This is a genomic window from Halomonas sp. JB37, from assembly GCF_002332255.1.
GTDB lineage: Bacteria > Pseudomonadota > Gammaproteobacteria > Pseudomonadales > Halomonadaceae > Vreelandella > Vreelandella casei.
In genome coordinates, this window is record NZ_NRGW01000002.1 from 1 (window position 1) to 11,181 (window position 11,181).

Consider the following 11,181-nt stretch of genomic DNA (forward strand, 5'->3'; position numbering starts at 1 on the left):
AGGGCTTGGCCAGCCCCAAATTCCTCATTATTCAAGATTACCCGTATTATCTTGAGTTTTTTTTGGGTGGGTGTTTTGACTCGCAAAACCCGCTTTTCGCGAGGGCAGTCGGAGTGCGTTAGACTGATACCAACACACAGAGGAGCGGCCCATGAGCACCCCCCTAGATCCGATTGTCAGCGAGTTTGAGACGCAGGAGCAGGCCGACAGCTATCAACGTTGGTTTCGTGAGCGAGTTCAAGCCAGCCTTGCCGATCCGCGTCCCGGCATTCCCCATGATGAAGTCATGGCGGAAATGGACGCGTTGATTAATGACATTGAGGTCCAGCACAGGAAACGTGCCTGATGCTGCCAGTGATTTGGCGGCAAACCGCCCGTGAAGACCTCGCTAAACTCCTACGCCATATTGCACTGGAAGATCCACAAGCCGCTCGGCGACTCAAAGCCCGTCTAGAGTCTGTTGTTCTACCGCTCTCTGAACACCCCTACCTGTACCGTGTGGGCGATGTCCCGGGCACGCGTGAGATTGTCGCGCATCCCAACTATATCGTGGTGTACCGCGTTGCTGTTGCTCGTATCGACATCGTCAATGTCCTTCACGCCCGTCAGGAATACCCCTAGATCGACCGTAGGTCGATGCAGCGAGCAACGCGAGCGGTAACCGGCAATGCACATCACCTGATGCGCTACGGCTTCTGACGCCCTCCACAGCCCTTCTGTGTCTAGACACCCTTTTGATCAACAAGGGGAACTAGTGTCCTGCACGTAACTATTGCGCGTATGCGCCCACCTGCGGCGCAGGTGCGTAGCACCTCGAAAGCCGCCTTAGTGCGTCCTTGGGCGCAGCATCATTAGGCTGGCCGTAGGCCAGGGCGAGCGAAGCGAGGGTAGGTGAGCGCACATGCGCTCTTTTCTGTACCTTTTCCCTTTTCCCTTTTAAGCGTTATAACATCTTGATTATAAATGGTTATTTGGCTTAAAAGGGGACGGATAGGCGGTTAAAAGGGGACGGATAGGCGGTTAAAAGGGGACGGATAGGCGGTTGAAAGGGGGACGGATAGGCGGTATAAAGGGACATAATATAATAACGTCCCTTTAAAGGAGGCTCGCCCTTGAGTTTGCCACTGGTCTACAAATCCAATGCCCTTATCGAGGCATCCTACCGCCTGACAGTCTACGAGCAGCGCATACTGCTTGGCTGCATCGCCCAGGTACGGCGGGATGCACCACTAACCGACCAAGAACTCTACACAGTCACTGCCCAGCAGGTGGCCGACATGGCCGGGGTAGGACTCAAGACAGCCTACAGGCACCTGAAGGAAGCTTCAGAACGGCTATTTGATCGCCGCGTGACACTGCACGAAGCCCCAAACGGCGGGGGCGGAGCGAAGGTACGCCTTACCCGCTGGGTGCAGGAAGTGGTTTATCAAGAGGATCAAGGCACTGTAGCACTGCGGTTCAGTCAGCCGATGGTGCCCTATCTGTCGCAGCTCACCGAGCAGTTCACCCGCTACGCGCTGACCGATGTGGCCCGCATGGATAGCGCCCACGCCATACGGCTCTATGAGCTACTGTGCCAGTGGCGCGACGCCGGACAGCGAGAGGTCGAAATTGGCTGGTTGCGCGAAGCCTTCCAGCTGGGCGACAAGTACCCGGCCATTAAGGACTTCAAAAAACGTGTCCTTGAACCTGCCATTAACCAGGTCAACGAGCTCTCGCCGATGTGGGTGAAGTGGTCACAGCGCAAAACCGGGCGTCGGGTGTCACACCTGCTGTTCACCTTCGGCGAAAAGCCCTCAGAAAAGCCCGCGAAGGCACGAAAGGCCAAAGCCAATGGAAACGCCAAAGGGAAGAATGGAAGCGCCACAGGAGCTATTTACGGCATTCCTAGGGCCATCATAGAAGCCAATGCACGGGCAGGAGAGAGCTACGAAGACGCCGCCTTACGGCTGCTCAATGAAGCCAAAAAGGGATAGGGGTCACATCCCTAAGCCATGATCCCGGCTCCGCACTAAGGCGCGCTGCTGGAGTAGGTCGGCCACGCCCTTAGCCTTGGCCGGATCGTCCTTCATTTCAGCCAGCACGCGCTGTTGTGCCGCTTCGGGCATGACGTTGTATTTGTCGACCTGCTCTCGCAGCTGTTGTGGGGTGTCCTTCCAATTGGCGCTGCTGTCTCTGTATCCAGCCATGCCAAGCGAGCGCTTTCGGCATAGCGCCGTAAACTCTTTGACGGTGGGTTCGGCCTGCTTGTGACGCTCCTCACGCTGTCGAGCCAGTTCGGCCTGCTGCTGGGCCTTGCGCTGTTGTTGGGCCTGCTGGGCAAGCCGATTTTGATAGTCCTGTGCAGTCTGTATCACCGCATCCGTAAGGCGGTCAGCTGCTCGGTCAGCGCCTCGAAGCGCGTAGTCAGTTTGTCGACCGCTGCCGCGTTCCTCTGGTCGCTCTGGTGCAGGGCGCGACGTAGCTCCTCGCTGTCGCTCTGCTGCTCGGCCAGCACCTTTTGCAAGCTCTGTAGCTGTCTTGATAAGTCGTTCACTAGCCGCTCTGAATCGAGCTGCTGCTGCTCTAACTGTCGCAATAACAGCGTTTCCAGTTCCGTCATGTGTTATTCCTCCGTTAGCCGTATCACGGGCTGTTTCTCGGCTCCCTCGCCCACGGTGCCGACCCACGCCTGCTGTGCGTCGATCCCCACTAAGTAGGTCTGGCCATTGATTGTCCGAATCTCCACGCCCTGGGGCAGCCTCGGCTGGTTCTCGGCCCGTTGGATCTCGGTGTTCAAGGTCTGCAAGCGCTGGATGCGCTTGTTGATCTGCCAGTCGGTTAGCAAGATGCCACTCCCCACCAGGGCGCTGACGGTCAGCATCACGGCTACCGTGATCGCTGCCGGGCGCGTCCAGCTCCGCAGGCCACCGACCTGACTCAACCGCTCGGCCTGTGCTGCTGCCGTGGCTAGACGCTTCTCGATCTGTTCGATCTGCTCCCGCTGCCCAGCCGTGACTGAGTTCAGTTGCTTGCTCAAGCTGTGGGTCAGGTCGTTGATAGCGCTCTCGGTGGTATGCCTCGCGGCGGCCAGTTGCTGCTTCAAGGCGTTTTCGTGCTCGCTCAGCTGCGTCTGGGTCACGCTGTCCATCTCGGCCAGCTGCTGCGCTCTGCGTTCGGCGAGCTTCTCGCTCAAGGGTTTGGTCGATTGTCCAGTCGTCACGGTATAGCTCTCCTCGCAGCCGGATTGGCTTGTCTTCGTCATGAGGCCGCACGCTCACATAGTCCTTGCTGGCTCGCGTGATCTCGCCAATGTCAGCCAGCTCCTGCCTTACCTCTTTGGCGTTCGTCACCAGCCCATCGGCGGCGAGTGCTTCGATATGGGCGGTGATCTCAGCGCGGGTCTTGGGGTACCTGTCTGGGTGGCTCCGGTGGGGTTCATGGCCGGGCTGTACGTGCCGGAAGCGCTCAGGGTCGTCTGGGCGCGCCCAGCCCTGTGAGTGGTTCCAGTAGTCGCGCAGCGGGTCGAAGGTCTTTTCGTGGCCCGGTGGGGCGATGTTCAGCGCCTTGCCCGTGGACAGCTCAACACGTGCGGTCAACGTGTGAATATGGGCCGTTCCGTCTTGCTCTCTGTGCAGAACCGCGCATGTCGCGTACTGGTCGGGATCGAGGCCGGCAAACGCGGTACGCTCAAAATCCTGCACGACCTGGTTAATTTGCTCGGGGGTCGGGTTGTCCTCTGGCGACCAGGCGATAACGCCAGACGTATAGCGCCACTGATGCGCGCTGGCGTCGGCCACCTCCGCCACTAGGTGCGGGTCGCCACTCAATACCGTCACCTCGGCGCGTTCCTCACCGTTGTGGTCACGCTCACCTAGCAGGTAGTTGACGGCACCGCGAGCGCTGCCCTGACCATGCGCGAGAAACTTGATATGCACGGCTAAACCTCCTCACCTTGGTCAGCAGGATCGTAGCGGGGCAGCTCGGCCAGTCGGTGCAGCTCTCGCTGCATCGCGGCCAGTTCGGCCAGCAAGCGAGTATGGTCAGCAGGCGACAGACCGACGCTGTTCAGCACGCGAGCCATCTGGTTAATGTTGCTGCCAATGGCGGCTAGCTGCCGCAAAAGCGCGGGGTCAGCGGTCAGTGTTCGCAACCGTCGAGGCTGTCGGCGTAGTCCCGTTTGCACGGCCTCGGCACCGTCAACACGTTGCCGTAGCCAGTCGCTCAGCGACTTATCCGCGGCCTTGGCGGCCTGCCGCCAATGGGCGGCGGTGTCGTCGGGCAGCCGCAGCGTTACACGCTGGGAAAGCTGGCGGCGGCTAGGTTGGTCAGGCATGGCCATGCCTCCGGGGTTGGGGTGTTGGGGATTGAAGGGGCAGCGCCCCTCACCAGCCCCTGTCGACAAAGAGCGTCAGCGATTTTGTCAGACAGGGTAGGCTGGCTTAAAAGCTAATTCAGGCTCAATAATAGCATCTTGCTCGGTTGCAATGTGTTAAGCCTGACCGCGACGCTTTCTTACCCGCGCCTGTAACCGCTTCCAATCCTCTGCCGACACGTACTGTTCTGCCCAGCACAGCAGCAGCTCCGCAAGCCGCCAACCTGGGATATCGTCAGGATAGGCCGTGGCATCATGTGCAATACCTAACAAATCGAGCTGTGCGGCTCGCTGAGTGCCCTTATCGCCAAATGAGTAGTCCAGCAGCACCGCTAACCAAAGCGGTGCCTCAGCGGCCTGTAGAGCCCTCGGGCGGGGCACTAAAATTCATCCAGGTTGATCAGCTCAAACACCTTCCGTTTGGCATGGGTCAGGTCATTGTGGGCCAGTACGTGCCAATCATACATCTCCGCGCCTGGCCCCATTTCCTGGCCCACGGCGCAACGATCGCGCTCATAGCGGTACCGCGTCCCAGCGGGGGACTGCCATTCGGTGACGTTATCGCCGTTAAACACGGGTTTGAGGTCGCTGATTTTGCGCAGGGCCATAGCCAAGTATCCACGTCAGTTCTGATACTCCCATTTTAGCCTATAAGCGTGAAAAATTCACTCTTACAGCCCGAAGTTCAAGATTATTCGCCTTATCTTGAGTTTTAAAACGTAGGAATTAAAGGGGCTAATTCTCAATATTTGTATGCACTATGCTGTATGTCGTTTGTCATGACTAAGGCCACCCTATGCACCTCAAATATATTTTTACCTGCCTAGCAGTGGGCAGCATTGCTGCCAATATTGGCGCTTGTGCCAGTACAAACGCCAACTCAGAATCCCGCCTGTACTTCAAATCCCAGGCAAATGAATTTGAAATAGCCCCACGTTGTTTACGCAGTGTGTCGATGAATGAGGACGAGGATGGGCGGGACTTCATCACTGTGGATTTTATTCAATCAGCAGAATGCTATGACAAGCTAGATAACTGGATACGAGGGAATATCGGGGAGGATGTGAAATTGATTTTCGATGGAGAAACTGTATCTGGACCGAGTCGAGTTGTAGGACCCTTAGCGGCTGATAACGTTTGGATAGGGTCTGAAAATAGTGATCTATTATCAGACGTTTATAAGCATCTATCGCCATCGGGCTAGTTTAATTCAGACCTTAACCGTACATGCTCAACGCTGGCTTTCAGCTCCAACTTACTTAACTAAACGCTTCGCATCGATCGCCTTATTGACTTGATATGCATAGCCACCAGCCACCGATATAGAGACTACCAGCACGCCAAAGATGATGGGGAGAATGGCAGGGCTGTCGCTTAGAAATACGGAGATCGAGTTCATGCCTACACCTCTCAGAGTGGTACGGGTTATCAGTTAATTGTAACGATGGTCGGTTCTAATGCGAGTCACTTTTCGCGTTAGAACCGACCATCAACCCTTCGCATGCACTGACACTAACGCGCTGCGCTTGTTCGCCGCCCAGCCGCCACCGAATTAAAAATTCGGCGCCACTGGGACGGCAGGGAAAGCGTGAAAACATCGGTATATATTGAGGCCAACCGGGAGGCGCAAGCCTGCCTTTCCGCTGCGCTCCAAGGCAGGCTTGCGCCTCCCAACTTTTCGCACGTGCGAAAAGTCAGGATACGTTCGCCTTGCTAGCCACTATCGGCACGCCCCGCTGGGCGCTGACCCCTCTCACGCGCTGGCTAGACACATCATAAACTTGCTGCACTGACTGACTGTTACCCCTTTCAGGGCCGTCTCCACGGCGTTTTTACTGCGGTGCCGGTCTAAACCCCTTTCCCGCTTGCCAGTGCCCACAGATCGCGACTCTGTGGCATGTGATGCGCGATGCACGCTGAACCGTATGTGAGATTCCCCGTCTCGGCTCAACTACTGCGCCCAAACTGGTCGACAACAACTCGAATCCAGACCAGCGGACACGCGAAAACGCGCTATAGCAGTAGCTATCGCGATTAGGAGGACAAGGGCTTTGATAGTGTTCTGGTGGCTCCAGGGCTTGCAGGAGCGGCGGCTTAGCGCCATAATTCAAGAACAGCTTTGGTTAGACGAGCCTTGTTCCTCTCTAACCGCCGGTTGAAAAGTGTTGGTAGCACTCTTCAACCCGACACCCCGCCTCGGCGGGGTTTCGTCGTTTATAGCCTTTCAAAAGCTGTGCGTCAATCTTCGTCTGCTTGCAAATCATTGACCCAAAAGCTCTTAACCTCTGCGTTTCTAAGCGAAACGCGGTGTGCTTTCCGCACACAGTGACGCTCTGCGCGTCACTGTCGGCTAACGCCGACTAGCCGACCTTTACGGCCGGCGATGCACCTGGCGGTGCATCGTCGCTCTCTGCGAGCGACGCGCCGCCGATGGCGTCGGAGTCGCCTGCCGGCGACCGGTCAGACGCATACGCGCCTGCCCGCTGGGTTACGCGCCTGACGTCGCGCCAACCCAGCGAGCCGCGCTGCTTCATTGCTCATAGCGCACACCGTGGCACGCACATGGTTCAGGTTGTGGCAGTTATGCGCCTTTGCTAACGTAGCTAGTGCAATACCGCCCTGCTGTCGGTCATCAGCAGTCCCTTGAGGTCGCCTGTCACCTCTCCCAGACAGGCCGGTTTGTCCCCGAATAGGACGCCCTTGGCGGCCTCCGCCCTGGCATCACGCCTAAAACGAGGATCCCTTGGCCTGTCATCTCGGCCCGGCATCGCGCCCAATAGAGAGACGCCCGAACCCGCCACGCATCCCGCAAGCGGGGCACCGCACACGCGGTCGGATGCCACCTCAAACCATCGGATTGTTTACGCCGATTCGGGTGCCACAGGTCACACCCACCAAAACAGACCGAGTCACTCACCGGAGCGGCGAGCGTGATGTTTTCACGCCTGGTTCTTACAGCCGAGGTGGCTCTGTATGTCGTTCGATCCCCACGCCGAGCTGGCCCAGCTGCGCCACGCTCAGGCCATCCGTCGCCGTCGCCCGTATTGGCGGGGCCGTTCCCAGCTTGATCCTCATACCGCCGAACTGTTGGCCTTGCATGATGCCGGGGCTACACCTGCCGACCTGCAGCGCTGGTTAGCCACGCCCCCGCGTCGTCTGCGCGTCGCGCACAGCACGGTGGCACGCTGGCTGCGCCGCACGCTCACGCAACGCCAGACCGACCAGGGGACGCGATAATGGCCCGGGTCTGGTTCGCCAAGGGGGCCACCCAGGCACGCAAAATCATGCAGGGGTTACAGGGTCGCGGCAACGCGGTGGAGAGCGTGCGCACCGCCCGTCACTACGAGCAATCCCTGGCCCGCGTCGCCGACTGGCAGAAAGCCGAACACAAGGCGGGCCGCGAGGGTGGCGACCTGCGAACGCTCACGGTGGAGCAGGCCGAACGGTTCCTCGCAGAACGTAGCGAATCCGTGCGGCAAAGCCAGCTGAACATGGATCGGCAGGCGATCGAGTGCATGATGCGCCACTCAACCGGCCACCTCGCCGCTGACGAACGGCTGTCGATCGTTCGCAGCGAACTCGACGACGCACTGGGCAGCCGCGCGTACACGACCGACCAGGTGAGCGCCGTGGCCGAGCGGCAACAGGAACCGAACGCCCTGGCCACCCACATCGCCCACGCGGCCGGCCTGCGCGCGCACGAGCTGTACACGCTACGCCCAGCCCACGAGCGGCCCGCCGACGACCGCCCGGCGCGTGACGACAAGTTCAGCGTCCGCGACGGCGAGCGTTACACCGTCATCGGCAAGGGCGGGCTATGCAGGGAAGTGCTTCTACCTCGCGGGCTGGCTGACCGACTGGAAAACACGCGGCTGGCCGAACCGGAGCGGATCAACGACCGCGGCGTGTTCTACGAACGCGCCTATGCTATTCCCGGCGGCAACCGATGGTCGGCGTCGTTCACTCGGGCGAGTCAACGGGGGCTCGGCTGGTCGAACGGCGCTCATGGCGTGCGGCACAGCTATGCTCAGGAGCGTATGGGCGAGTTACAGCGCAGCGGCCTCGCGTACCGCGACGCGCTGGAAACCGTCTCCCAGGAGATGGGACATTTCCGGCCCGCCATCACCGAGGTCTATCTGCGATAGACTGGCCATAACACCCGAATGCGGAGGTGAACATGAGCACTGAATGGCTACTCGGCGGCATGTTTCTCGTATGCGCTGGCCTTCTGGTCTTTGCCGGCACCGTCAGCTATCGCGAACATCGCCGCCGATCGCGGCGATAGTTGACGGATCCTTCTCTCACTCTCTCCCCAATCCTCGCGTGCCACGGCTGTTCAATTTGAGTACCCTGATGCCGCTTTGATTAGTAAATTAAAAAAATCTCAAGGATTGAACACCAAAAGAGGATCACCATGCCGTACCACGTCACTCGCTCTGTGGCCCTGTCCGCTTCACTGTTGGCTATCCTGGCGGGCTGCTCAAGCCAGGATGACGCCAGCGTCAGCAACTTCCAGAACGTCCTCCAAACCTACTACGACAACAAGGCCGAGCCGGTCACGTGCATCGCCGGCACGATCGACGAGTTTCCCTATACCGCCAACAAGTCCGGCATCTCCTGGGGACTCGGCAACAAGGAAGAGCAACTGGAAGCCCTGACAGCGGCTGGCCTGGTCAAACAGTCCGATGCCGATACCTACCAGCTTACCGAAACGGGGCAGTCCGCTTTCCAACCGGACGACGGATTCTGCTTTGGCAAGATGACCGTGGCCGAGGTCACCAACTTCACCGAACCCAGCGAACGCGGCGGCTTCACGATTTCCCAGGTCAATTACACGGTCGAGGTCGAAGGGCGTCCCGACTGGTCGCGAAACGAAACCCTGGTCGACACCTTCGGCCTGTCAGAATCCGGGCTCAGAGCAACAGGGCTCATGTCGCGCGACGACACCCCCGAACAAAAGAAAATGATCCTGGTGAAAACCAATAACGGCTGGGTCACCGAACGGGAAATGTAAGGCGTCACACAACGGGATTGCGGCGTCGAGTCCTGTCGCCGCGCCCGGCGAGCAAGCCTTCCACGGAGATGTCTTCGTCAAGGGCACCCCAGTGGATGCCACGCGCGCTGAGCTCGTAGTCAGCGAGCTGCTCCGCTGTCGCGTTGAGCAGGCGGGGGAACCAGGCCAGTGGAACCGACAACGTTCGGCCATCCTCCAGCGTCACGCAAAACGCGTCAGCCGTGAAGCCCACCTCGACGGCGCGCGGCTCGGATTCCAGTGTCAACGTGAGCATCACGCCTCCCGAAATCGTGCCTGGTGCCCTTCGATCACAACAGCTCACGACCAACAGGGCCGGTATCCAGCCAGCCGTGCTCATCGGCAGGCATTTCCGCCGTGGTATCGCACCTGGCTAGCAACTCTTCAAGGGAATATTTTGGCTTGATCGGTTTCACGACCAAGCGTCCATGATCGATTTCGAGCTCGACGTGGGAACCGGCGTGCAGATGCAGCTGATCGAGGAACGCACGCGGCACGGCCATCATGATAGAGCCGCCGACGCGGCGAAGCCTTGTAGTGCTCATACCAGCCTGCCTTGCCCTAACCAAAAAACTAAGACCGATGCCGTTGAACCCGCGAGACGGCATTACCGATATGTTCTTTGAGCGCGTTAGCGGCACGATCTGAACGGCGTAATTTTCGCCAAGCTCTCCATACAAGCACAGCAATAGCGGCAGCTATAGCCCAGTCCCACCGAACCATGCGCCATGGATAGGCGAAATAATCACTCGATGGCAAAGTGAGGAACACGACTAACGCCCCCACAACCAACGCGAGTACAAGCGAAACACCGGTCATACGCTCCAAGCGAAGCCGTTGCTGTAAAGTTTTTGCCGGGATGATCTCGTGTGCCTGTCCAGTCGAGTGATTGACGAGTGAACATAACCACCCGCGCTGACTGTCAGGATGGCTAGCACAGATCACAGTGACTCGCTGCCCCGCACGCAGTGGCACGTTAACATCCTCGAGCTGGATAGAGCGCTCACTACCATCATCTTCGCGGATCCAGAAATCATGATGCGTCGTTTGGTTTACACGCACAGAGGGCGCACGACCATAACCCGCGCTACCATGGGCTTCTACATGAGTCCTGCTGTAGCGGTCGGAATCCAGCACTTCGCCCTGGAGCTGCCAGAATGATATCTGTGTTCCACGGTAATTAAGGTCATTCATAACAAAACACGCGCTTTTTTTATCGGTAAACGTCTTTCCTGTGACCAATTCGTACAATCAGCACACGCACACGCTCGTCTTCGACCTGCGCAACCAGCCGGTAGTCGCCAACACGGTATCTCCATAGAGTCCCCAGCTGGCCCTGGAGTGGTTTCCCCAACTGCCGTGGGTCGGCAAGTGGTTCCACCCGTTCACGGAGGTAGTCGCGGATACGCTTGGCCTCGGCATGGCCCAGCTTTTTCAGCTGCTTTCGTGCAGTGTCCGTCAGTTCAATTTGCCAACCCAAGATCACGCTCCACGTCGTCTAGGGAATGCGTGGTTTCCTCACCACGGCGCAGGCGTTCCAAGGTCTGTTCGGCCAAGTAGATGTCCTCGAGATCTTCCAGGTGTTCGAGGATGGCCTCACGGGCGTAATAGGTCTTGGTGCGACCGGTGGCCTTAGCCAAGGCCTCCAGGCGCGCTTCGATGTCACTGGGTAGGCGAATCGCTAGCATAATAGCGTCTCCTAAAATTTTTGATATACACGTATATCATATGCCTCGACCAAGGGCTTGGCCAGCCCCAAATTCCTCATTATTCAAGATTACCCGTATTATCTTGA

Annotated in this window: 17 protein-coding genes; 7 read left to right on the forward strand and 10 right to left on the reverse strand. The window is 58.5% G+C overall.

What is annotated here, in order from left to right; genetic code table 11:
- Positions 1 to 151: 151 nt before the first annotated feature.
- The 3 genes from CIK78_RS17625 to CIK78_RS17635 all read left to right on the forward strand — a co-directional run bounded on the left by CIK78_RS17625 (position 152) and on the right by CIK78_RS17635 (position 1,976).
- Entirely contained in the window at positions 152 to 346 is a 195-nt protein-coding gene (locus CIK78_RS17625) for a hypothetical protein (RefSeq protein ID WP_096282438.1), read from the forward strand.
- The gene (locus CIK78_RS17630; RefSeq protein ID WP_096282439.1) at positions 346 to 621 is read left to right on the forward strand and encodes a type II toxin-antitoxin system RelE/ParE family toxin; all 276 of its coding nucleotides are present in this window, start codon (positions 346 to 348) and stop codon (positions 619 to 621) included. Before CIK78_RS17625 ends, CIK78_RS17630 begins: the two co-directional genes overlap by 1 nt.
- Before the next feature lie 491 nt (positions 622 to 1,112).
- Positions 1,113 to 1,976 carry a replication initiation protein gene (locus tag CIK78_RS17635; RefSeq protein WP_096282440.1) on the forward strand — a complete coding sequence of 288 codons (864 nt, stop codon included), beginning with the start codon at positions 1,113 to 1,115 and terminating at the stop codon, positions 1,974 to 1,976.
- Positions 1,977 to 1,979: 3 nt separating this feature from the next.
- Here CIK78_RS17635 and CIK78_RS17640 read toward each other — a convergent pair whose 3' ends face one another.
- From CIK78_RS17640 to CIK78_RS17655, 4 genes are all read right to left on the reverse strand, one after another.
- Positions 1,980 to 3,917 (reverse strand): relaxase/mobilization nuclease domain-containing protein, encoded by a 1,938-nt coding sequence (locus tag CIK78_RS17640; protein WP_096282441.1) that lies wholly within the window; start codon positions 3,915 to 3,917, stop codon positions 1,980 to 1,982.
- Between the two features lie 2 nt (positions 3,918 to 3,919).
- Positions 3,920 to 4,315, reverse strand: coding sequence for a MobC family plasmid mobilization relaxosome protein (locus tag CIK78_RS17645; protein WP_172119080.1), 396 nt, complete (start codon positions 4,313 to 4,315; stop codon positions 3,920 to 3,922).
- A gap of 156 nt (positions 4,316 to 4,471) precedes the next feature.
- Complete coding sequence (locus tag CIK78_RS17650; RefSeq protein ID WP_096282443.1) at positions 4,472 to 4,735, reverse strand: hypothetical protein; 264 nt, start codon at positions 4,733 to 4,735, stop codon at positions 4,472 to 4,474.
- Positions 4,735 to 4,962, reverse strand: a complete 228-nt coding sequence (locus tag CIK78_RS17655; protein ID WP_096282444.1) for a hypothetical protein — start codon at positions 4,960 to 4,962, stop codon at positions 4,735 to 4,737. Before CIK78_RS17655 ends, CIK78_RS17650 begins: the two co-directional genes overlap by 1 nt.
- A gap of 188 nt (positions 4,963 to 5,150) precedes the next feature.
- Here CIK78_RS17655 and CIK78_RS17660 point away from each other — a divergent pair, with 188 nt between their 5' ends.
- Positions 5,151 to 5,558: a hypothetical protein gene (locus tag CIK78_RS17660; RefSeq protein WP_096282445.1), complete on the forward strand. Its 408-nt coding sequence runs from the start codon at positions 5,151 to 5,153 to the stop codon at positions 5,556 to 5,558.
- A gap of 51 nt (positions 5,559 to 5,609) precedes the next feature.
- Here the strand turns inward: CIK78_RS17660 and CIK78_RS17905 are convergent, their stop codons facing one another.
- Entirely contained in the window at positions 5,610 to 5,753 is a 144-nt protein-coding gene (locus tag CIK78_RS17905; protein WP_176483447.1) for a hypothetical protein, read from the reverse strand.
- 1,574 nt (positions 5,754 to 7,327) lie between these two features.
- Here CIK78_RS17905 and CIK78_RS17665 point away from each other — a divergent pair.
- The 3 genes from CIK78_RS17665 (at position 7,328) to CIK78_RS17675 (ending at position 9,368) form a co-directional block, all read left to right on the forward strand.
- Complete coding sequence (locus CIK78_RS17665; RefSeq protein ID WP_096282446.1) at positions 7,328 to 7,591, forward strand: hypothetical protein; 264 nt, start codon at positions 7,328 to 7,330, stop codon at positions 7,589 to 7,591.
- Positions 7,591 to 8,499 carry an integrase gene (locus CIK78_RS17670; RefSeq protein WP_096282447.1) on the forward strand — a complete coding sequence of 303 codons (909 nt, stop codon included), beginning with the start codon at positions 7,591 to 7,593 and terminating at the stop codon, positions 8,497 to 8,499. The genes CIK78_RS17665 and CIK78_RS17670 overlap by 1 nt, the downstream gene beginning before the upstream one ends.
- Positions 8,500 to 8,768: 269 nt before the next feature.
- On the forward strand, positions 8,769 to 9,368 hold the full coding sequence (locus CIK78_RS17675) for a hypothetical protein (RefSeq protein WP_096282448.1): 600 nt from the start codon (positions 8,769 to 8,771) through the stop codon (positions 9,366 to 9,368).
- 4 nt (positions 9,369 to 9,372) lie between these two features.
- On the opposite strand, the gene CIK78_RS17680 is transcribed toward CIK78_RS17675, so the two are convergent.
- The 5 genes from CIK78_RS17680 to CIK78_RS17700 are packed head-to-tail and all read right to left on the reverse strand — an operon-like array spanning position 9,373 to position 11,074.
- Positions 9,373 to 9,642, reverse strand: coding sequence for a DUF2442 domain-containing protein (locus CIK78_RS17680; protein WP_096282449.1), 270 nt, complete (start codon positions 9,640 to 9,642; stop codon positions 9,373 to 9,375).
- A gap of 34 nt (positions 9,643 to 9,676) precedes the next feature.
- Entirely contained in the window at positions 9,677 to 9,931 is a 255-nt protein-coding gene (locus tag CIK78_RS17685; protein WP_096282450.1) for an AbrB/MazE/SpoVT family DNA-binding domain-containing protein, read from the reverse strand.
- Between the two features lie 28 nt (positions 9,932 to 9,959).
- Positions 9,960 to 10,580, reverse strand: coding sequence for a hypothetical protein (locus tag CIK78_RS17690; RefSeq protein WP_096282451.1), 621 nt, complete (start codon positions 10,578 to 10,580; stop codon positions 9,960 to 9,962).
- A gap of 19 nt (positions 10,581 to 10,599) precedes the next feature.
- Positions 10,600 to 10,872, reverse strand: a complete 273-nt coding sequence (locus tag CIK78_RS17695; protein WP_217990312.1) for a type II toxin-antitoxin system RelE/ParE family toxin — start codon at positions 10,870 to 10,872, stop codon at positions 10,600 to 10,602.
- Positions 10,850 to 11,074, reverse strand: coding sequence for a DUF6290 family protein (locus tag CIK78_RS17700; RefSeq protein WP_096282453.1), 225 nt, complete (start codon positions 11,072 to 11,074; stop codon positions 10,850 to 10,852). The genes CIK78_RS17695 and CIK78_RS17700 overlap by 23 nt, the downstream gene beginning before the upstream one ends.
- Positions 11,075 to 11,181 lie beyond the last annotated feature (107 nt).